Consider the following 20,622-nt stretch of genomic DNA (forward strand, 5'->3'; position numbering starts at 1 on the left):
CAGGAGGTTAGGGTAACATGCTGTTTGATACACATGTACATTTAAACATCGATCAATTTGATGAAGATCGGGAGGAAGTAATGCGACGCGCCAAAGAAGCAGGCGTCGAATATATGGTGGTTGTCGGCTTTGACAGGGAAACCATTCCGAAAGCATTGGAATTGGCTGAAACCAATCCAACTATATATGCGGCCGTTGGGTGGCATCCAGTAGATGCCATTGATATGAAGACGGAAGATTTAGAGTGGATCGAAGAATTGGCGAGTCATCCGAAAGTTGCCGCTATCGGGGAAATGGGCTTGGATTATCATTGGGATAAGTCACCGAAGGACATCCAAAAGGAAGTACTTCGCAAACAAATCAATCTGGCGAAACGTGTCGGGTTGCCGATCATTATCCATAACCGGGAAGCTACGGAGGATATTATTGAAATTTTGCGGGAAGAAAATGCTGCAGAGGTTGGCGGAATCATGCATTGTTATAACGATTCTGCGGAATATGTCCAGGAATGTCTGGATATGAACTTTTACATTTCTCTTGGAGGACCGGTTACTTTTAAAAACGCCAAGGATCCTAAGGAAGTAGCCAAGATTGTCCCCCTTGACCGGTTGCTAGTGGAAACAGACTGTCCGTTTCTTGCCCCCCACCCGAATCGCGGCAAACGAAACGAACCGGCCTATGTCAAACTGGTCGCAGAAAAAATTGCCGAGCTGAAAGAACTTTCGTTCGAGGAAGTTAGCGATGCAACTACAAATAATGCCTTTAATTTGTTTAAAATAAAACCATAGCTGCCTGCGATTGCGGGAGGATTGCCGCTAAGTGCCATTGTTTGTTCGGATATGTCGTAATTTTTGAGTTTAAAATTGGATAAGCAACGTTCATAATGAGAGAGCCAGTACTAGTCTGGCTCTCTTTTTTTGCTCCCCGATAGACAACGATTCACAGGGAACACCGGCAATAGCTATACCTGCGCAGGGATGGCCAGAAGAATGAAGGTGATATGCCAAGTTTGCCGGTATATGGGACATGGCATAATCAATTAAGGAAAGGACAGCATTATCATACATTACAATTTGATTAAATGCCGTCTGTCTCTGTTACTTACTTTTAATATATTTGAAACATTGGGCGAACATGCATCTTTCGTTGTTGTAATAGCGGGGTTTGGGGGACTTTTGTACCTTGACTGGACGGTTTGACAGGTAAAAACGTTGTTTATATAATACAACGGGTATAAAGGAGGCAAGCGAGCATGAAATTAATTTCACAGCTATTGTCCGCTTTTAGAACGAAGTCAGTCATCTATGCAGCCAGCGTTGCGGTACTGTTATTAGCGGGTATTTTTACATTTCAAGTAACGAAAGCCCAAGTTTCTGTGAATGCAAACGGAGAAACCACGACCGTTCGTACACATGCTGATACTGTAGGCGACGTTCTAGAAGAATTGAACATCGAATTGGGAGAATACGATAAGCTCTCCCACGACCCAGACGATAAACTCACATCGGGAATGGAAATCAACTACACAAAGGCAATCGACGTAGTAATCACTACTGATGGAGACGATAAAACATATTACACAACTGCTGAAACTGTCGGGGATGTTTTAGAAGAAAACAATATCGACATCAGCGAACATGATCAAGTAACTCCCGCACTATCTGAATCGGTATCGGAAGGATTGCAGGTGGACATTGCCAAAGCCTTTCAAGTAACGGTCGATGACGGCGGTGAGAAGGAAAAGTATTGGACAGTCGGTACCACCGTGGAAGATTTATTGAAACAGGAAAAGATCGAATTAGGTGAGCTTGACCGAGTCAACATGAAATTGGAGGATGAAGTCAGCAAGGATGCCCCTATCGAAATCACGCGTGTAGAAAAAGTAACCGACATCGTCAAAGAAAAAACCGATTATTCCATTGTGACCAGGCAGGATGACAACCTTGCAAAAGGGAAGGAAGAGGTTGTTTCTTCCGGGGAAGAGGGGCTTGTTGCCAAACATTTCGAAGTCACGCTTGAAAACGGAAAAGAAGTCGACCGGAAGTTGATAAAAGAAGAAGTGGAGAAAGAAAGCGAACAGCGAATCGTAGCAGTGGGGACGAAAGTCGAAAAGCCGGCTGTAACGACTACCGCTGCAACATCTTCTTCAGACACTGTCTCCCGGGGCGGCGATGGAAATGGTTCTTCTAAAACGTATTACATGCATGCCACAGCATATTCTGCCAACTGCAGCGGCTGTTCAGGCGTCACAGCAACCGGAATTAACTTGAAGGATAACCCGAATGCCAAGGTGATCGCTGTCGACCCGAATGTAATCCCATTAGGAAGCAAAGTATGGGTGGAAGGTTACGGCACAGCAATTGCAGGTGATACAGGCGGGAACGTATCCGGCAACCGAATTGACGTTCATGTATCTTCACCAAGCGAAGCACACCGATTCGGCAGCAAAAAAGTAAAAGTGAAAGTACTCGATTAATGATAAAGCAGGGCTTGTCTTCCAATTCAGAGGCAGGTTCTGTTTTTTTAATACTTTTTCCAAAGACCGCAGCCCGAATACACTTCGCTTTCTGCGGGTGGCTGGTGAGCCTCCTCAAGCTATTGCTTTGCAGGGTCTCTCCTGGGCCTTCTATCGAGGGCACTGAAGAACTGATAGTCTATGTAAAGTATAATTATAAAAAACGGTCTGTGTAGAATTTAACTTCCATACAGACCGTTTTTTGTCTAATTCAAGAGGTTTGCTACCGTCTATTCCTTCATTAGTTTAACTTTTCGCTTCATATTAACTGTGAAAATGACTTCGACAAGACGTTCCGAATAATCCAGCTCAGCTTCAAGCGTATCTTCGGTTGGTTTCTCAGGAAACTTTTTCTTCATGGATTCATCGAAGGATTAAATCATTTTACGAATGTTCAAGGATGAGAGACTTCGATTGAATCAAGCCTTTCTCAAGAGCTACCTCTTTTATGTATTCATTCCTTTCATTGTACAAGAAAAAAGAGTGACTTTCTTTTAGAAATCAAAAAAATCACTTCTTTTTCTTTTACCCTCTGTTTATTCCGCGGTGAGCGTTCGGTGGTGACGCCTGCGGGAACAGCGCGAGCCGAAGATCCACTTGGTCAAGTGATCTTCTTGACCAAGTTAGCTGAGGCCGTGCCCGCGGCAAGCATCCACCGATAAGCGATTCGTGAGAATCAACAAGAAAGGACTTTTTCAGTGGCCTCGCCTTCTATCCCCCAGGAGTCTACGTGTATTCGGGCTGCTCGGTGTATAAATTTTAAATTCTTTTTGACGCAAGCTAAGCCCCTATATCCCATTGGAGCTGCGCTTTATAACTTAGTGTTTATAAGAAGCAAGGACGAGCAGGCTTGGCTTTATTCGGGAAACAAATTAAGATAGAGTAGTTATAGATATAAACCGTTCAGATAAGCGGAGGATGAAGATGAAAAAGTTGAAGGTGAAAGAAATCATTGTAGTGGAAGGAAAAGATGACACAGCAAAAATCAAACAATCGGTGGATGCAGATACTATAGAAACCAATGGATCAGCAGTCAACCAGTCAGTCATTGAACAAGTCCGGCATGCCCAAGCAAAACGAGGCGTTATTATATTCACAGATCCAGACTATCCAGGGGAGAGAATCAGACACATTGTGTCAAATGCCGTGCCAGGCTGCAAGCATGCGTTTTTGACACGCGCCGAAGCAAAGGCCAAGCATGATAAAGGCCTGGGAATAGAACATGCTTCAAAAGATGCGATACGTCAGGCCCTGGAAAGTGTGTATGAAATAGCAGAAGTCAGCGAGAGCGACATGGATAAATCCGACTTATTCCAATATGGGCTCCTCGGTGGAAGCAAAGCGAAAGAGCGTCGGGAAAAGTTGGGGAATGCCCTGAAAATTGGTTATGCTAATGGGAAACAACTGCTAAAACGACTACACATGTTCCAAATTTCCAGGCAAACGTTCATTGATAGCATGGAAAAAATCTTGAAGGAGGAAGAGGATGAATAACCAAAAAGCAATCGCGACTCCTTTAAAAACAAAAGAAATCTTGGCAAAGTATGGTTTTTCCTTTAAAAAAAGCCTGGGACAAAATTTTCTGATTGACGTGAACATACTAGAGAGAATCATCGCGTATGCAGGCATCGATAAACATACAGGCACGATAGAGATTGGCCCTGGAATGGGTGCGCTGACCGAGCAGCTGGCCAGACATTCCAGTCAGGTGGTGGCTTTTGAAATTGACCAGCGGCTCGTGCCGATTTTAAAAGAAACGTTAGGTGATTATGATAATATCACCATCATCAATCAAGACATTTTACAGGCGGATATTACCCGAGTGATCGAAGAAAATTTTCAAGAAGGACAAAAAATCAAAGTAGCAGCCAATCTCCCGTACTATATAACGACACCCATTCTCATGAAACTGCTGAGGGAGAAACTGCCTGTGGAAAGCTTTACCGTCATGATTCAGAAAGAGGTAGCCGACCGTATGGCAGCCAATCCGAACACAAAAAGCTATGGTTCGTTGACGATAGCCGTCCAGTACTATACGGAAGCAACGATTGCGATGACTGTACCGAAAACAGTATTCATGCCGCAACCAAATGTGGATTCCGCTGTTCTGCATTTGACTGTCAGAGATGAGCCGCCTGTTGAAGTACAAAATGAAGATTTTTTCTTTGACTTGGTCCAGGCTTCTTTTGGTCAGAGACGAAAGACGTTAAGGAACAATCTGGCCCGACATTTCTCCGATCGTTTGACGAAAGAAACGATAGAAACACTCTTGGAACAGGCGGATATAGACGGAACACGGCGGGGCGAGTCTTTGACGATGGCTGAGTTTGCCCGTTTGGCCAATATGTTTTATCAAAAGGTTGGACAGGCGGGATAGCTGCCTGTAGGGCGTTAGACACATCTTTTTATTCCTCACATAGTCTAGTTAGTAACGAATGGTTGCCTATCCGGCTATGATGAGGTGAAAGCATGAATGTTACTACTGGAGAATTAGTTACCCGCAATTCCTATCATAACGATATACTATTCCGGGTCATCCATATAAAGGAGAATTATGTTCTCCTTCATGGGGAAGATGTGCGATTAGTGGCGGATGCCGATCAAGAGGATTTGCAGATCGTAGAAAAAAGAGACCTGGAGCGCTACCGAAAAAAGGAAAAAGAAAAAGAGGATTATTCCTATCGTTTATTTCGACAGGACTATCAGCTGATGAAAGAAAAGCGAGAATATGAATCCACAGAGGGATACCAGCAGGATTCCAGTTATTTTCAAATTCCGGCCCGTGTCTTGCATTTGGATGGTGATCGTCTTTACTTGAAGAAATGTATCGATGTGTATCAGCGCATCGGTCTTCAAGTCCATGGTGTCCATCTCAGCGAGAAAGACATGCCGTTGGAAATTGCCGGTCTGGTAAAAAAAATTCAGCCGGATATCATCATCATTACCGGACATGATGCTTATTCAAGGAACAAAGGGATCAAAAGCGATATTTCTGCCTATAGGCATTCCAAATATTTCGTCGAAACGGTACGGGAAGCAAGACAGGTAGTCCCCCACTTGGACCAGTTGGTCATTTTCGCAGGGGCATGTCAATCACATTTTGAGTCTTTGATCAGAGCGGGGGCCAATTTTGCGAGCTCTCCTTCCCGGATCAATATCCATGCCCTGGATCCTGTCTATATCGCTGCCAAAATTGCTTACACACCGTTTATGGATAAGGTCAGTGTCTGGGAGGCCCTCCGAAACACCATGACAGGAGCAAAAGGACTCGGAGGTGTGGAGACCAGGGGATTGCTGCGAACCGGAATGCCTTACTTAAAAGAAGAAGAAACAGAAAATTATTGAGCGTTTTAATAAGCACTTCTGCACATTTGTGGTAAGAAGTGTTTTTTATTTACATAATTTATCGGTATTTAGATAAAATAAACAGTAATTAAGGGAAAAGCGATTTTTCTTGTTGACAGTAATTTTGTTATGCTGTTATAATATAAGATTTTATTTGACTTAAGAACAAGCTTATGGTATAGTAAAAACAGTGAGGTGGAGTGCATTGGCTAAAACATTGGTGGAAATTAAACAAGGTTTAGACGGGCAAATTGGTAAACGCCTGAAGCTGAAAGCAAATGGCGGAAGGAGAAAAACCATTGAACGGTTTGGTACGCTGGCTGAAACGTATCCCTCGGTATTTATTGTCGAGCTGGATCAAGACGAGAATGCGTTTGAGCGAGTGTCTTACAGCTACGCAGATGTATTGACAGAAACTGTAGAGTTGAATTTCATCGATGATATGAGCAAGATGGTCGTTGGGGAGCAGTAAACATTCGTTTACTGCTTTTTCTATGCCCGAATTTGCTCTTGCCTGTAAATGATTATTAGCCGTAATAGCCTGTATTCCGGCTAATGGAAGCCTGCGCTTTTGTCAACTCCGAAAGCTGCAGAAGGAAAGGGCCCTGGAGAGATGCCGTGGCCGCAAAAGCGCGCATTCCTGTTTTTGTTTATAAATTTTCCCATAATTGCACACAAAAGAAAGGTGTAGCCTGTTGTTTCAAGGATACACTAGGAATGTCGTAAAAAGCTTACTTTGAAAGGGGCTGTTCTTTCATGGGCAGGCGCAGAGGAATCATGTCAGACCAGTTGAAAGAGGAAATTGCAAAGGAATTAGGTTTTTACGACACGGTGCAAAAAGAAGGCTGGGGTGGAATCAAGGCGCGTGATGCCGGAAATATGGTCAAGCGTGCAGTTGAGATGGCCGAACAGCAGCTTCAAAGGGACAAATCCTGAATAAAAGGGGTTTGTCCCCTTTTTATCATCAGTATGAACCAGGCGTCAGTATCTTGGCGGTTAAGCATTATGATATGATACTATTTATAAAATAAATATCAATAAAAGCAGGTGGTACGATGCAATTACTTGAAAAAGCACCGGCAAAAATCAATTTGAGCCTGGATGTTCTCTATAAACGGCCAGATAATTACCATGAAATCGAAATGGTGATGACCACGATTGATTTAGCGGACCGGATAGGGCTTACGGAACTTCCTTCCGATAAAATAATCATCGACTCTGAAAACCAATTTGTCCCGAACGACGAACGGAATCTCGCATATCGGGCAGCGAAATTGGTGAAGGATACATATAATGTAAAAAAAGGGCTGAACATTTTTATTGAAAAGAACATTCCGGTAGCAGCCGGACTAGCAGGAGGAAGCAGCGACGCCGCAGCCGTCATCCGCGGATTGAACAGGCTATGGCAGCTTGGCATGTCTGTAAAGGAAATGGCGGATTTAGGAGCCCGGATAGGTTCTGATGTTTCTTTTTGCGTTTATAACACAACCGCTTTGGCTAAAGGAAGAGGGGAGTTGATTGAAGAACTTCCGGCACCGCCATCCTGCTGGGTTGTGTTGGCCAAACCGGCAATCGGTGTTTCGACACAAACCATTTATCAAAACTTCTCTCCGGACGGTGTGGACCATCCAGACACAAAGGGAATGATCAAAGCGCTAGAAGCTGAAGACTTTGACGCAATGTGCAAGAAAGTCGGAAACGTCCTTGAGTCAGTCACCCTGCCGATGTATCCGGAAGTAAGACAAATCAAACAACAGATGGAACTAGCAGGTGCTGATGCCGTATTGATGAGCGGCAGTGGCCCGACTGTCTTCTCCCTGGCCCATCAGGAATCACGTGCTTATCGTATATATAACAGTCTAAGAGGATTTTGTGATGAAGTTTATGTTGTAAGGATGCTTGGGTATCATCAGCTACTTGATTGAATACGTACATAAGTGTTATGTTTAAGGAAAATATTCGGTTTTTGAGGTGCAAACATGAAAAGAAGTGACCGTTTGGTGGCAATGACAAATTATTTGGTTGAACATCCGTCCCAGCTTGTCTCCCTCCCGTTTTTTTCAGCGGAGTTCGATGCAGCCAAGTCTTCCATCAGTGAAGATTTGGCAATTATAAACCAGAACCTTCAAAATTTGGGGATTGGTTATTTGGAATCCGTATCAGGGGCTGCTGGAGGAGTTAAATACATTCCGGAGTATTCCCAAGAAAACAGTGAGCGTTTCATCGACCAACTGTGCGAAGAACTGGAAGATCCGAATCGGCTGCTTCCCGGCGGTTATTTATACATGAGTGATATCCTGGGAGAACCATCCAAAGTAAGAAATATCGGCAGGTTGTTTGCCAGTGCATTTGCCAGTTCAGAGATCGATGTAGTCGTGACTGTCGCCACCAAAGGCATTCCGCTGGCCTATGCAGTAGCTGCATTTTTGAATGTTCCGGTGGTAATTGTCCGACGTGATCCAAAAGTGACAGAAGGTTCGACTGTGAGCATTAACTATGTTTCTGGTTCTTCGAGGAAAATCCAAACCATGGTCCTTTCGAAACGAAGCCTTCAAGAGGGCGCCAGGGTTTGTATTATCGATGATTTTATGAAAGCTGGCGGAACGGTCAATGGGATGAAAAATTTAATGGAGGAATTCCGTGCTGAAGTAGCAGCAATCGGTGTCCTGGCCGAGGCGGAGGACGAGGATGAAGAAAGAGTCGTTACAGAATACACGTCGCTTATCCAAATCACCAATGTCGATGTCAAAAACAGACAGATCGAGGTTCACCGCGGCAACTTGTTTTCCTGAGTATGGTTCATTTCAGAATCGGAAATAAGTGGTGCGATCCACCCGTCATTGCTTGAACGAAGTCGCCGATCAATGTGTTTTTTTTACATGGAACAGCAATGCGCCCAGTGCATATCGATTTTTTATTCACCAATTTATCTTTTCCCGAAAAAATAAACATCTTTTTTAAAAAAATTTTTAAAACAGGCAGGATTTATTCTTATTTTGTTGAATTTATGGTAATAAGTTCTATAGGGAAAAGGTGGTGAAACATAATGGAAGTAACAGACGTCAGATTACGCCGCGTTAATACCGAGGGAAGAATGCGAGCAATTGCTTCTATTACGTTGGATCAGGAGTTTGTTGTCCATGACATTCGCGTCATAGACGGCAACAACGGGTTATTCGTAGCAATGCCTTCTAAACGTACTCCTGATGGGGAATTTCGCGATATCGCGCATCCGATTAATTCTAATACCAGAGGAAAAATTCAAGACGCTGTATTAGAAGAATATCACCGTGCCGGAGAAGTGGAAGTAGAATATGAAGAAGCGGGTGCTTCTTAAAGCTTGGGAGCAGCAGGGGTCTAATCTTCTTAGATTAGGCTTCTTTTTATGTTTAAAATCGAGAGTTCCTTCTGTTGAACAACCGGAAAAACTTTTTGACTCTATCAAGGGACTTTAGAAAGATAGGCATAACGCTTGGAAACCACTGCCCGGATACAGGGGCTCTCTATTGAAATGCCTTGTGTTTTAAGATATATTCATAACTGGATAAATTATATCAGAAGAGACGCGAATCGATAGCCGGAAGGAAGAATATTCCAGGACTTGCGGCCGTTTTTTTTCGCACCTGCAGATAAAAACAGGGATGAAAATGGAGGTTTCTACATGACCAAAAGGTATGCCGTTGTGTTGGCAGCTGGGCAGGGAACAAGGATGAAGTCGAAGCTTTATAAAGTGTTGCATCCAGTGATGGGACGCCCGATGGTACAACATGTTGTAGATCAATTAAATAAGCTGGATTTGGAAAAGCTAATAACAGTAGTAGGATACGGAGCTGAAAAGGTACAAGATCAGCTTGGCGAAAAAGTGGAATTTGTTATTCAGGAAGAACAGTTGGGAACAGGACATGCTGTACTTCAAGCGGAAAACCTTCTTCAGGACAAAGAAGGAACGACAATAGTCGTCAGTGGTGACACGCCGCTACTGACCAACCATACATTAGAAGCCTTGATGAACCATCATGACAGCGAAGGTGCGAAGGCCACCATTTTAACGGCAGAAGCTCCCGATCCGACGGGATATGGACGTGTGGTCCGAAATGAAAACGACAATGTCGAAAAAGTCGTGGAACATAAAGATGCTTCGACTCAGGAGCTTGCAATCAGTGAAATAAATACTGGCACGTACTGTTTTGATAATCAGGCCTTATTCGCCGCCTTAAAGCATGTTTCGAATGAAAATGCCCAAGGTGAGTATTATTTACCGGATGTACTGGAAATCTTGAAGCAGAGCGGAGAGAAAGTCAGTGCATTTCAAACGGATACTTTTGATGAAACGATCGGAGTAAATGACAGAGTGGCACTCTCTCAGGCAGAGAAACTGATGAAAAAACGGGTTAATGAGCAGCATATGAGAAACGGGGTTACCATCACTGATCCAGAAAACACGTATATCGCCCCCGAAGTAGTTATCGAACAGGATGTAGTGATTTATCCTGGAACCATCTTGAAAGGTAATACGGTAATTGAAAGCGACGCAGTAATTGGTCCGAATTCTGAAATCGAAAATTGCACGGTAGGTACTGAAACGGTAATCCGTCAAAGTGTCGCGAAGGACAGCGAAATCGGAGCACGCGTGCAAGTCGGCCCCTTTGCCCATATTCGTCCGCAAAGTTCGCTTGGTGACCAGGTGAAGATCGGCAACTTTGTAGAAGTCAAAAAAGCGGCCGTAGAAGAAAACAGCAAGGTTTCCCATTTAAGCTATATTGGCGATGCGGAGATCGGCAAGGGCGTAAATATTGGCTGTGGCACGATTACGGTCAATTATGACGGCGAGAATAAGCACTTGACTAAAATAGAGGATGACGCGTTCATCGGATGTAATTCCAATCTGATTGCGCCTGTTACTGTCGGCAAGGGTGCTTACGTTGCCGCTGGTTCTACCATCAACCAAAATGTTCCGGAAGAAGCACTCTCCATCGCCCGGGCCAGACAGACGAACAAAGAAGACTATGCCAAGAAAATAAAAAAACCGAAAAAAGATTAATGGAGGGCTTATCAGATGGCAACTGGATATAAAGACTCATCACTGCGGGTATTCACATTAAATTCCAATCCGCATCTGGCGGAACAAATAGCTGCCCATATTGGAACGGAATTGGGTAAATGTTCGGTCTCGACCTTTAGTGATGGCGAGGTGCAAATCAATATCGAGGAAAGTATTCGCGGGTGCGATGTCTATGTCGTTCAATCGACAAGCGAACCGGTCAACCAGCACTTAATGGAACTGTTGATCATGATCGATGCGTTAAAACGGGCTTCTGCAAAGTCCATCAATATCGTCATTCCATACTATGGTTATGCAAGACAAGACCGTAAAGCACGGGCAAGGGAGCCAATCACGGCCAAACTCGTTGCCGATTTATTGCAAACGGCAGGGGCTTCCCGGGTTATCACGTTGGATTTGCATGCCCCACAAATTCAAGGATTCTTCAATATTCCTGTCGATCAACTAGTTGGTGTGCCAATTCTGTCCGATTATTTCCAAGAAATGAACCTGGATGATTTGGTTATCGTCTCTCCAGATCACGGCGGGGTGACCAGGGCACGTCAAATGGCTGATCGTTTGAAAGCGCCAATTGCCATCATCGATAAACGGAGACCTCGGCCCAATGTTTCCGAAGTAATGAATATCGTCGGAAATATTGAAGGGAAGACGGCCATCTTGATCGATGATATTATCGATACCGCAGGGACCATTACGCTTGCCGCCAATGCTTTAATTGAAAATGGTGCAAAAGAAGTGTATGCTTGTTGTACACACCCAGTTCTTTCTGGCCCCGCTATAGAAAGAATTGATCAATCGAAAATCAAGGAACTGATTGTAACCAATACGATTCCACTAAAAGAAGAGAAACAAATCGAAAAAATATCGCAGCTATCCGTTGCTCCATTAATCAGTGAAGCGATCATTCGCGTACATGAACTACAGTCTGTAAGTATCTTGTTCGATTGATAGTATTGCTTAACTAGTCCTGCCTGTTTTTAAGGCAAAAGAAATTATTGAGGACACCGGACTTCTTCCATAGAACAAACAGCGAGAATAGGACCCCAGGAAGTAATCAACTTGTTTTGCCCAATGTTTATGATGTTTACGTATGCCGGTTAGCGGGAAATAATGACAATTAGATTGTTTTTAATTTCAATGGAGGGTGATTAACTTGGCAGTAACTCTTAAGGCAGAGAAACGGGAAGATTTAAAAAAATCACATACAAGATTGATTAGACAGCAAGGGCTGGTTCCTGCTGTTGTATATGGGAAAGGAAAAGAGCCAAAAACAGTGGCTGTGAATAGTATAGAACTGCTTAAAACTGTTCGTGACGAAGGGCGTAACGCGATTATTTCTTTGAGCGTGGACGGGGATTCGGTTGATGTCATGCTGCATGACTATCAAGTGGAACCACTGAGGGACGAGCTGATTCATGCAGACTTCTATGCAGTCAATATGTCTCAGGAAATCGATGTGGAAGTACCAATCCATTTGGAAGGTGAAGCCCAAGGCTCCAAAGATGGAGGTGTGCTGCAACAGCCGCTCTACAATTTGGCTGTCCGCGCCAAGCCGGGTAATATCCCTGAGGAAATCGTCGTAGATGTTGCAAATCTGCAGGTTGGCGAAAGCATTACCGTTTCTGACTTATCTGCAAACGGTGACTATGAAATCACCGAAGATGAGGGCACTACCATCGTCTCTATTTTGACTCCTGATTCGGGTACAGTAGAAGAAGAAACCGACGAAGAGCAAACGGAGCCGGAGTTAGTCGATGCGGAGAAGAATGAAGAGGAAGAATAGGTTAAACCCCAAGAGCATGAGGGTATAAGCACAGTGCCAAAAAACCGAACGATTTCGTTCGGTTTTTTTGTTTTTTTTCCTAAACTTGCTTAGCAAAGAGTAAATCGTCCAACTCTTCTCTTATGAATAGGGTAAATCCCATTTTCGCTTTAGCCTCATGCTGTGTGGAAAGCTAAAACACGCCTGTAAACAACAGGATAAAAGGGGTTCTATCAGAGGGCTACTTAACATTAAGAAACCGAGCAAATTTTAACTACTAATCGAATTCGCTCGGTTTTTGCTTTGGTGGCCATCCTTTCATCCCGGCATTTTTTTCATAGAAACGATCTGTTATTCAATTATGAATGAGGATGTCCGCTTTCTCCAAAGCTTGACATGCTGCACTCAACTTTTCCTCCGAATCTGCTTCTAGAGTATGCAGATGGGTCCCATCCGTAAGCTGGGAGAGATAGGCAGCGTTTGTTGATTGAATTTTATCAAGGAACTGATCTACTTCATGTCGGCTGCTTACCATAATGGAAGCAGTCAAATCGCCGTAGACTGGATGCTCAATACGGACATCTTTTACTGTCACCCCATGGTCTACCAACAGATATAACTCCTCTTTTGTTTGATCTGGCTGGTGGATGCAGGCGATCACCCGTTTGTGCAAGGAATGATCAGGCGTATCGCGTATATATAAATATCCTTGACTTGTTGCCATGATCGGCTCATTTTTTGCTTTCAACAAAGAGATATCCTGGACAATAACTTGTCTGCTGACGGCTGTTTTTTCTGCAAGTTCACCACCGGTAATCGGCTTCTTAGCATCTTTCAACCACTTCAAAATTGCCACCCGTCTCTTTTCTCCTGTCAGCTTTTGGTTACTCCCCATCTTCCACACTCCTTATCGTTACACTACTGATTTGTCCTTATTGTGTAATAAAGAAATCTGCTAGTAAAGCATTAAGTATTTTTGCTGCCTCGGTAATTTCAGCGTCTGTTGTTTCCCGGCCGAATGAAAAACGGATGAATTCGATGGCCTGATCATCGGTCCTGCCAATTGCTTGCATTGTTCTGGAAGGATCCTGCTGCCCGCTACTGCACGCAGAGCCGGTAGAGACAGCCAACCCTCTCCTATTACATTCCAGCATAACGTATTGTCCCTGAACTCCTGGAAAGCGGACTCCAACAATATGGGGAAGTTGCTCGACTGCACTGCTTTCTATTTCTACATCGACAGGCATATTTGAAAGTAATTCGATAAACTTGGAGCGAAGCTGTTTATACCGCTCTTGATTGACTGGCATTTCATCCTGAAGCAGTTCTGCCGCTGTAACGAACGCCGCGATACCCGGGACATTGACAGTTCCTGGGCGGAATCCTTTTTCATGCGTGGTGTTTGGCAGTAAAGCTTTGTATGGTACAGTCGGATTGATATAAACCGCTCCGACTCCTTTGGGTCCATAAACTTTATGACTCGAAACAGAGATGCTATCAATCGGAAGATCAGCGAGCGTTAAAGGCAATTTGCAAAATGTTTGGACACAATCGCTATGAAATAAGATGCCTTTTGAATGAAGCAGATTGCCAATTTCATTAATTGGCTGAATGGTGCCTATTTCCCCGTTTCCGTGTTGTATGGATGCCAAAATGGTTTCTTCGCGGATAGAGGCTTTCAACTCCTCCAAATCGATCAATCCATGCGAATCTACCGGCAAATAGGTCACCTCATAACCGAGGGTTTCCATACGGGCAAAAAAATGCAGAATGGATGAATGCTCGATGCTGCTGGTGATTAAGTGATTTCCCTTATGAGCATTCGCTTCTATCAAGGATTGCAGTGCAAGGATATTCGATTCACTGCCTCCACTGGTAAAATAGATGCCATCCTTATCAGCTAGTAGAAGCTGCCCTAATTGATTTCGGCAATTTTCCAAAAGCCGGTTTGCCTGTGTGCCGGCATCATGTAAACTGCTTGAGTTGCCAAAAAAATGTTTTGATGCTTCCATGTACATTTGCAATGCTTCTTCACGTGGGGGGGTTGTGGCGGCGTGGTCCATGTATATCATCTTTTTTCTCCTTTCTTTTTTAAGGAAGTTCTAAATTGCGGGAAAAATGACACGTCGAATCTCTGCGTTAGCTCCCCTTTTCCGGTACTCACGTATTAAAAGCATACGCTCCGTTCCTCAAAGCCTCGCTGCCTGGATCTTCTTGGTCCTTTTTGTCCTCATTTCGAACATCGATTGAGGAGGAAGTTCTAAATTGCGGGAAAAATGACGCATCGAATCTCTGCGTTAGCTCCCCTTTTCCGGTACTCACGTATTAAAAGCATACGCTCCGTTCCTCAAAGCCTCGCTGCCTGGATCTTCTTGGTCCTTTTTGTCCTCATTTCGAACACGAATTGAAGAGGAAGTTCTAAATTGCGGGAAAAATGACGCATCGAATCTCTGCGTTAGCTAGCTGGTCCGTTCTTCGTGTATCAAAGGCATACACTGCGGTACTCCCCCCGTCGCTGCCTGGATCTTCTTGGTCCTTTTTGTCCTCATTTCGAACACGGATTGAGGAGGAAGTTCTAAATTGCGGGAAAAATGACACGTCGAATCTCTGCGTTAGCTCCCCTTTTCCGGTACTCACGTATTAAAAGCATACGTCAGCTGGAGTCTACGTGTATTTCCTCCGCTGAGAATCTACTTGCTCTGTATTTGACAGTGATAACCTGGAAAATGTCCGAGCGCCTTGATTTAGCGCCTCATTTCCAAAGCATTCAAAAAGTCAAAAATCATATAATTTCATTGTTTCTTTTCCAGTAGTCAAGAATCACGAGGAATATACTCTATCTACTCCAGCAGCGTAATTTGACTTCTGCGGAGGTGTGGCCGTGCCCGCGGAAAGCGAAGTATGCTGCCGGAGTACATTTAAGCCCCCCTCCCATGTCTACAAAATCTGTAGTCGTTTGAAAACTATTTAAATAAATTAAACAAAGCTCTTGTCATTCATTAAATAATATGTAAATATAGGTGTCAAGACACATAGATATACATATTATGTAATGATGTTGTCGGAAGATATTAATATAGGGGAGACGCGACGATGCCTCATACGGATGTAATAATCATTGGCGGCGGTTTATCGGCATTGATAGCTGCCAGGAAGTTAAGCAAGCATAAAAATGTGATTATTTTCACAAAGTCTGCGAAGACCTCAAGCAACTCATACATGGCCCAAGGCGGAATTGCAGCAGCAATTGGCAGGGGGGATGACTGGTCCAGTCACTTCGAAGATACAATGGCTGCAGGCTGCCATTATAATGATGGCGACCAAGTCCGAACGCTTGTCCAACAGGGACCGGAATATCTGAAACAACTCATGGAAGCAGGACTGGAGTTCGACCGTGAGACGGATGGCCAAATGGCCCTAGGGAAAGAGGGAGCCCATTCCCGGCGTCGCATTCTCCATGCCGGCGGTGATGCGACTGGAAAAGCAATGACAACGTTTCTGTTTCGGGAAATCCAAAGCAGCGTCCAGATAATCGAGCAGGAGATGGCTGTTGATTTGGTCATCGAGCAGGGACGGTGCCGAGGTATAAAAACAATCCATAAAGATGGATCGGTAAATTTCCACCTTGCAGAGCATACCATCATCGCAACGGGCGGGGTTGGCAGCCTCTACAAATATACATCCAACCATGCCTCTGTGACAGGAGACGGAATCGCGATGGCTTACCGAGCCGGTGTTGAACTGGTAGATCTGGAGTTTATTCAGTTTCATCCGACCATGCTGTATCGACATGGCGAAGTGCTCGGACTTGTTTCCGAAGCTGTCAGAGGGGAAGGGGCCTGCCTGATAAATGAAAACGGCAGAAAAATTATGGACCATATACATCCGCTTGGTGATTTAGCACCGCGTGATGTGGTGGCCAGACAGATTTTCAACCAAATACAGCAAGGATCGGAGGTTTTTTTGGATATTTCGCCGGTAAGTAATTTTTCAAACCGTTTTCCAACGATTCATCGACTTTGCCAAGAAAATGACCTGGATGGTTCTACTTTACTCCCTGTGATTCCCGGCTCCCATTTTTTAATGGGCGGAATCAAAACAGGGAGAGGAGGAGAAACATCACTGCCAGGATTATATGCTGTCGGAGAGGCCGCCTGGACCGGTGTTCATGGAGCAAATCGCATTGCCAGCAATTCGTTGTTGGAAGGGATTGTATTTGGTACTTTAACAGCAGAAAATATCCTATCTAAATCACCATCTTCATTAGTGAGTCATCCCGTTTTCCCAAATCACCACGCAGCAGCAGGGAAGCTTCCAGAGAAAGAGGCTATCCGCCGGATGATGACGGAATATGCAGGAGTAGAGCGGGATCAGCAAGGGCTGGTGAAATTGAAAGCATGGCTGGAAGAATCCTTCGATCCCTATGCGGTGAAGTCGATTGACAAGAGAGAGACCGCAGAGAAGGTCAATATGATGACTGTAGCCTGGCTGATTACCACTTCTGCTTTATCGAGAAGGGAAAGCCGTGGCGGTCATTACCGAACCGACTTTCCTTTTTCCAAATCGGAGTGGGGGAAAAAGAGGATAATCCGCCGATTGCACAAGCAAGCCGCGGTGATTTAGGAGGGACTGAAAAGTGAACAATATCAAACTACAAGAACTGCTCCGGCAATTCTATTTGGAGGACATCGGCGATCAGGATTTGACGAGTACGGCAATTTTTCCCCTCCATCAAACAGGGACGGCAACATTTATTGCAAAGCAACAGGGAGTACTGGCAGGACTATCGATTATTGCAGAGGCGTATCGCCTGTTTGACCCTTCAATCCGTGTCAACCTGCTGAAACGTGATGGTCAATCTGTTCTGCCCGGCGAGAAAATCGCAGAGGCGGTGGGGCCAGTCCGCCATCTCCTCACGGGAGAAAGAGTCATTTTAAATTTACTGCAGCGGTTGGGCGGTATTGCGACAAAAACGAGGCAAAGCGTTGAAACATTGGGCAGCAGTCATACCAACATTTGTGATACTAGGAAAACGACTCCAGGCCTGCGGATGCTGGAAAAATACGCAGTAAGGTGTGGAGGGGGCAAGAATCACCGCTTCGGTTTATATGATGGAATCATGATCAAAGATAACCATATTGCTTTTTGTGGATCGATCACCAATGCAGTGAATGCAGCTAGAAGCCATGGAGGACACATGGTGAAGTTGGAAGTAGAGACGGAAAACAAAGAACAGGTGATCGAGGCGGTTGAAGCGGGAGTGGATGTGATAATGTTCGATAATCGTTCTCCTCAGGAAGTTGCAGAGTTTGTCAAGATTGTACCCGACAGGATCATTACCGAAGCATCTGGCGGAATAACCGAAGATCGGCTGGCTGCATACCGGGATACAGGAGTTGATTATATCTCGCTTGGCTATTTGACTCACTCGGTCAATGCGTTGGATATCAGCATGCTTGTAGAAAATCAATCGACAGGGAGGAAGCCGCGATGAAAATGTTGGACGTACTTCAGCACACCCAAAAACAAGTATTGCCGGAAAAATATAAGGAATTCACGGAGATGGAGATGACCGAAAGGGTAAAAGAAATAAAAGAAAAATTTGGAGACAGGTTATTTATCCCAGGCCATCATTATCAGAAGGATGAAGTAATGCAATTTGCCGATGCGGCAGGTGATTCTTTACAGCTGGCCCAGTTGTCTGCTGCAAATCCAGCCGAATACATCGTGTTTTGCGGAGTGCATTTCATGGCGGAAACGGCAGATATTCTGACGGAGGATTACCAGCGAGTAATCCTTCCAGATATGCGGGCAGGCTGTTCAATGGCCGATATGGCGGACATCCATCAAACCGAACGAGGCTGGAAAATCATGCAGGAGACATTCGGTGATAGCATTGTCCCCTTGACCTATGTCAACTCGACAGCGGCCATAAAAGCGTTTGTTGGAGAAAATGGAGGGGCAACCGTCACCTCGTCAAATGCCAGTCATATGCTCGAATGGGCCTTTACCCAAAAAGAAAGGATCTTGTTTTTGCCTGATCAGCATTTGGGAAGAAATACAGCATATGATCTTGGTATCCCGCTGGAAAACATGGCGGTGTGGAATCCGATCCTGTATCGATTGGAATATGACGGGGAAGTCGGTGATATTCAGGTTATTTTGTGGAAAGGGCATTGTTCCGTCCATGAAAATTTTCGCGTACCGAACGTCGAACATATCCGTAAAACACGCCCGGACATGAAAGTCATTGTCCACCCTGAATGCAGCCGCGAGGTCGTCGAGCGTTCTGATTATGCAGGATCTACTAAATTTATCATCGATACGATTTTCGGGGCGCCAGCTGGTAGTAAGTGGGCGGTCGGGACGGAAATGAACCTTGTTAAAAGGCTGATGCACCAGCATCCTGATAAAGAAATTATTTCCCTGAATCCGCAAATGTGTCCGTGTTTGACAATGAATCGGATTGATCTTCCCCACCTTTTATGGGCGCTTGAATCATTGGAGCAGGGAGTTATCGAAAATCAAATAAAAGTGTCTTCCGACATTGCGGAAGGGGCAAAGCTTGCCCTGGACCGGATGTTGGCCAGAGCATAGGGAGTAGTTTTTGATCGGGCGTCAAAAGGGGGAGGACCTTTTTGGGCGCCTGCTTTTTATGCAATAGAAAGTTCCGTTGGGAATGCTGTCCAGTACAGCGCCTGCCCCCTCGGGTCTTAAGACTATCTTCTGTGTGGCAAAAATACGGCCGCTCCGATATGTTTAAGCTGATCGGGAGCCCACATGGTGAAGGTCATGCAGGGCGTTGTTACAGGACGGTGATAAATGTAGCCAGTTCTCTTTTATACAAATGCCTCCGCTTTTTTTTATTGCTTTATTTTTGTAGGTAAACTAAGTACAATAAGGAGGTATCAACGTTAATCATGGATAGAAAGACGTGAATGCAATGAAATGTATCGTAGGACTGGGGAATCCAGGGAAAAAATTCGAGCAAACACGCCACAATATAGGGTTTATGATTATTGATGAACTTGCCAGAAGGCATCAAATCAAGTTAAAAAAGAAAAAATTCAATGGCCTTTATGCACTGGAATCGATCAATGGTGAGAAAGTAGTGCTGCTCGAGCCACAGACTTATATGAATTTATCAGGCGAGTCGATCAGACCGCTTGTTGAATACTATGAAATCGATTTAAGCGATATCGTGGTTATTTACGATGAATTAGATTTGCCCCAGGGGAAAATCCGTCTGCGTGAAAAAGGCGGTCATGGTGGTCATAATGGCATACGTTCCATTATTGATCACTTGGGGACGAAAGAGTTTAAGCGAATCCGTGTAGGCATCGGGCGTCCATCCACCCCGATGCCAGTGCCGGACTATGTCCTCGGAGCATTCAGTAAACAGGAGCAGCAAACCATGGACCAAGTTGTCGAAAAAGCAGCGGATGCTTGTGAAGCTTGGCTGGAGAAGCCCTTCTTGGAAGTCATGAATGAATTTAATCGCTAATTCATAGACTGAATTGACATAGGTATAGAAACCTTCCTTACGGAAAAACTGAAAGTGTACGTATAAAACACTTTTTTCCAGAGGAGGTTTTTCGTATGTCGCTTGTTTATCAGTGCAAGCATTGCGGCAATGAAGTGGGCAAGTTGAATCAGCAAGAGCTTGACGAGCAGCAATTAGGTTTTGATACGCTTAGTCAGGATGAGAAAAGGGAAATGATCCAGTATCAGGCTAATGGAGATGTCCATATTAAAACAATATGTGAAAATTGCCAGGCATCCTTGGAGCAACATCCTCATTACCATGAATTGGATCATTTTTTACAGTGATGAACATATTCATCAATAAGGATGGTGCGGGGTTTCCCTCGTGTTTTCGGAGGGAAGCTGTCCACGCACTTCATAGTCGTCAGGTGAATTATTGGAGGTAAAAGCTTT

The 20,622-nt window shown here is 44.5% G+C and carries 20 protein-coding genes; 18 read left to right on the forward strand and 2 right to left on the reverse strand.

All coding sequences use genetic code 11. From position 1 onward, the window contains the following. Nucleotides 1-17: 17 nt before the first annotated feature. The 13 genes from ABVF09_RS18535 (at nucleotide 18) to ABVF09_RS18595 (ending at nucleotide 12,705) form a co-directional block, all read left to right on the forward strand. Nucleotides 18-788 (forward strand): TatD family hydrolase, encoded by a 771-nt coding sequence (locus tag ABVF09_RS18535; RefSeq protein ID WP_371069826.1) that lies wholly within the window; start codon nucleotides 18-20, stop codon nucleotides 786-788. 464 nt (nucleotides 789-1,252) lie between these two features. Beyond that, the gene (locus ABVF09_RS18540) at nucleotides 1,253-2,476 is read left to right on the forward strand and encodes a ubiquitin-like domain-containing protein (RefSeq protein WP_026568970.1); all 1,224 of its coding nucleotides are present in this window, start codon (nucleotides 1,253-1,255) and stop codon (nucleotides 2,474-2,476) included. Nucleotides 2,477-3,448: 972 nt separating this feature from the next. Then, nucleotides 3,449-4,009, forward strand: a complete 561-nt coding sequence (rnmV, locus tag ABVF09_RS18545) for a ribonuclease M5 (RefSeq protein ID WP_371069840.1) — start codon at nucleotides 3,449-3,451, stop codon at nucleotides 4,007-4,009. Continuing rightward, nucleotides 4,002-4,892, forward strand: a complete 891-nt coding sequence (gene rsmA / locus ABVF09_RS18550) for a 16S rRNA (adenine(1518)-N(6)/adenine(1519)-N(6))-dimethyltransferase RsmA (RefSeq protein WP_371069827.1) — start codon at nucleotides 4,002-4,004, stop codon at nucleotides 4,890-4,892. Before rnmV ends, rsmA begins: the two co-directional genes overlap by 8 nt. 92 nt (nucleotides 4,893-4,984) lie before the next feature. Further along, nucleotides 4,985-5,860: a sporulation peptidase YabG gene (gene yabG, locus ABVF09_RS18555; protein ID WP_026770989.1), complete on the forward strand. Its 876-nt coding sequence runs from the start codon at nucleotides 4,985-4,987 to the stop codon at nucleotides 5,858-5,860. A 205-nt stretch (nucleotides 5,861-6,065) separates the two neighbouring features. Beyond that, entirely contained in the window at nucleotides 6,066-6,332 is a 267-nt protein-coding gene (gene veg, locus ABVF09_RS18560; protein ID WP_026568974.1) for a biofilm formation stimulator Veg, read from the forward strand. A gap of 284 nt (nucleotides 6,333-6,616) precedes the next feature. Beyond that, nucleotides 6,617-6,796 carry a small, acid-soluble spore protein, alpha/beta type gene (locus ABVF09_RS18565; RefSeq protein WP_026568975.1) on the forward strand — a complete coding sequence of 60 codons (180 nt, stop codon included), beginning with the start codon at nucleotides 6,617-6,619 and terminating at the stop codon, nucleotides 6,794-6,796. Nucleotides 6,797-6,915: 119 nt separating this feature from the next. After that, complete coding sequence (gene ispE, locus ABVF09_RS18570; protein WP_026770988.1) at nucleotides 6,916-7,785, forward strand: 4-(cytidine 5'-diphospho)-2-C-methyl-D-erythritol kinase; 870 nt, start codon at nucleotides 6,916-6,918, stop codon at nucleotides 7,783-7,785. A 54-nt stretch (nucleotides 7,786-7,839) separates the two neighbouring features. Then, complete coding sequence (gene purR, locus ABVF09_RS18575; RefSeq protein ID WP_026770987.1) at nucleotides 7,840-8,652, forward strand: pur operon repressor; 813 nt, start codon at nucleotides 7,840-7,842, stop codon at nucleotides 8,650-8,652. Nucleotides 8,653-8,906: 254 nt separating this feature from the next. Further along, nucleotides 8,907-9,197, forward strand: a complete 291-nt coding sequence (gene spoVG, locus ABVF09_RS18580) for a septation regulator SpoVG (RefSeq protein ID WP_026568978.1) — start codon at nucleotides 8,907-8,909, stop codon at nucleotides 9,195-9,197. A gap of 324 nt (nucleotides 9,198-9,521) precedes the next feature. Beyond that, on the forward strand, nucleotides 9,522-10,901 hold the full coding sequence (glmU, locus tag ABVF09_RS18585) for a bifunctional UDP-N-acetylglucosamine diphosphorylase/glucosamine-1-phosphate N-acetyltransferase GlmU (RefSeq protein ID WP_371069828.1): 1,380 nt from the start codon (nucleotides 9,522-9,524) through the stop codon (nucleotides 10,899-10,901). Between the two features lie 15 nt (nucleotides 10,902-10,916). Continuing rightward, the gene (locus ABVF09_RS18590; RefSeq protein WP_026568980.1) at nucleotides 10,917-11,870 is read left to right on the forward strand and encodes a ribose-phosphate diphosphokinase; all 954 of its coding nucleotides are present in this window, start codon (nucleotides 10,917-10,919) and stop codon (nucleotides 11,868-11,870) included. Between the two features lie 205 nt (nucleotides 11,871-12,075). Further along, entirely contained in the window at nucleotides 12,076-12,705 is a 630-nt protein-coding gene (locus ABVF09_RS18595; RefSeq protein WP_371069829.1) for a 50S ribosomal protein L25/general stress protein Ctc, read from the forward strand. 334 nt (nucleotides 12,706-13,039) lie between these two features. Here ABVF09_RS18595 and ABVF09_RS18600 read toward each other — a convergent pair whose 3' ends face one another. Together ABVF09_RS18600 and ABVF09_RS18605 are read right to left on the reverse strand one after the other, a co-directional pair. Further along, the gene (locus ABVF09_RS18600) at nucleotides 13,040-13,579 is read right to left on the reverse strand and encodes a transcription repressor NadR (RefSeq protein WP_371069830.1); all 540 of its coding nucleotides are present in this window, start codon (nucleotides 13,577-13,579) and stop codon (nucleotides 13,040-13,042) included. A 37-nt stretch (nucleotides 13,580-13,616) separates the two neighbouring features. Then, nucleotides 13,617-14,756 (reverse strand): IscS subfamily cysteine desulfurase, encoded by a 1,140-nt coding sequence (locus ABVF09_RS18605; RefSeq protein WP_371069831.1) that lies wholly within the window; start codon nucleotides 14,754-14,756, stop codon nucleotides 13,617-13,619. Nucleotides 14,757-15,777: 1,021 nt separating this feature from the next. Here ABVF09_RS18605 and nadB point away from each other — a divergent pair. The 5 genes from nadB to fin all read left to right on the forward strand — a co-directional run bounded on the left by nadB (nucleotide 15,778) and on the right by fin (nucleotide 20,514). Continuing rightward, nucleotides 15,778-17,307, forward strand: coding sequence for an L-aspartate oxidase (gene nadB, locus ABVF09_RS18610; RefSeq protein ID WP_371069832.1), 1,530 nt, complete (start codon nucleotides 15,778-15,780; stop codon nucleotides 17,305-17,307). Nucleotides 17,308-17,320: 13 nt separating this feature from the next. Beyond that, nucleotides 17,321-18,178: a carboxylating nicotinate-nucleotide diphosphorylase gene (gene nadC, locus ABVF09_RS18615; protein WP_371069833.1), complete on the forward strand. Its 858-nt coding sequence runs from the start codon at nucleotides 17,321-17,323 to the stop codon at nucleotides 18,176-18,178. Nucleotides 18,179-18,183: 5 nt separating this feature from the next. Beyond that, on the forward strand, nucleotides 18,184-19,281 hold the full coding sequence (nadA, locus tag ABVF09_RS18620) for a quinolinate synthase NadA (RefSeq protein ID WP_371069841.1): 1,098 nt from the start codon (nucleotides 18,184-18,186) through the stop codon (nucleotides 19,279-19,281). A 346-nt stretch (nucleotides 19,282-19,627) separates the two neighbouring features. Beyond that, nucleotides 19,628-20,188 carry an aminoacyl-tRNA hydrolase gene (gene pth / locus ABVF09_RS18625; RefSeq protein ID WP_371069842.1) on the forward strand — a complete coding sequence of 187 codons (561 nt, stop codon included), beginning with the start codon at nucleotides 19,628-19,630 and terminating at the stop codon, nucleotides 20,186-20,188. Between the two features lie 95 nt (nucleotides 20,189-20,283). After that, on the forward strand, nucleotides 20,284-20,514 hold the full coding sequence (fin, locus tag ABVF09_RS18630) for an anti-sigma-F factor Fin (protein ID WP_371069834.1): 231 nt from the start codon (nucleotides 20,284-20,286) through the stop codon (nucleotides 20,512-20,514). Nucleotides 20,515-20,622 lie beyond the last annotated feature (108 nt).

Source organism: Sediminibacillus sp. JSM 1682029 (genome assembly GCF_041366435.1).
Taxonomy (GTDB): domain Bacteria; phylum Bacillota; class Bacilli; order Bacillales; family Amphibacillaceae; genus Sediminibacillus; species Sediminibacillus terrae.

Bases quoted from the DNA above. Each gene is read 5' to 3' on its own strand.
- ABVF09_RS18540 (WP_026568970.1), top strand. From the start codon at position 1,253: ATGAAATTAATTTCACAGCTATTGTCCGCTTTTAGAACGAAGTCAGTC.
- rsmA (WP_371069827.1), top strand. From the start codon at position 4,002: ATGAATAACCAAAAAGCAATCGCGACTCCTTTAAAAACAAAAGAAATC.
- ABVF09_RS18590 (WP_026568980.1), top strand. From the start codon at position 10,917: ATGGCAACTGGATATAAAGACTCATCACTGCGGGTATTCACATTAAAT.
- ABVF09_RS18605 (WP_371069831.1), bottom strand. From the start codon at position 14,756: ATGATATACATGGACCACGCCGCCACAACCCCCCCACGTGAAGAAGCA.
- glmU (WP_371069828.1), top strand. From the start codon at position 9,522: ATGACCAAAAGGTATGCCGTTGTGTTGGCAGCTGGGCAGGGAACAAGG.
- fin (WP_371069834.1), top strand. From the start codon at position 20,284: ATGTCGCTTGTTTATCAGTGCAAGCATTGCGGCAATGAAGTGGGCAAG.
- purR (WP_026770987.1), top strand. From the start codon at position 7,840: ATGAAAAGAAGTGACCGTTTGGTGGCAATGACAAATTATTTGGTTGAA.
- nadB (WP_371069832.1), top strand. From the start codon at position 15,778: ATGCCTCATACGGATGTAATAATCATTGGCGGCGGTTTATCGGCATTG.
- ABVF09_RS18600 (WP_371069830.1), bottom strand. From the start codon at position 13,579: ATGGGGAGTAACCAAAAGCTGACAGGAGAAAAGAGACGGGTGGCAATT.
- ABVF09_RS18565 (WP_026568975.1), top strand. From the start codon at position 6,617: ATGGGCAGGCGCAGAGGAATCATGTCAGACCAGTTGAAAGAGGAAATT.
- pth (WP_371069842.1), top strand. From the start codon at position 19,628: ATGAAATGTATCGTAGGACTGGGGAATCCAGGGAAAAAATTCGAGCAA.
- ABVF09_RS18535 (WP_371069826.1), top strand. From the start codon at position 18: ATGCTGTTTGATACACATGTACATTTAAACATCGATCAATTTGATGAA.
- yabG (WP_026770989.1), top strand. From the start codon at position 4,985: ATGAATGTTACTACTGGAGAATTAGTTACCCGCAATTCCTATCATAAC.
- spoVG (WP_026568978.1), top strand. From the start codon at position 8,907: ATGGAAGTAACAGACGTCAGATTACGCCGCGTTAATACCGAGGGAAGA.
- ispE (WP_026770988.1), top strand. From the start codon at position 6,916: ATGCAATTACTTGAAAAAGCACCGGCAAAAATCAATTTGAGCCTGGAT.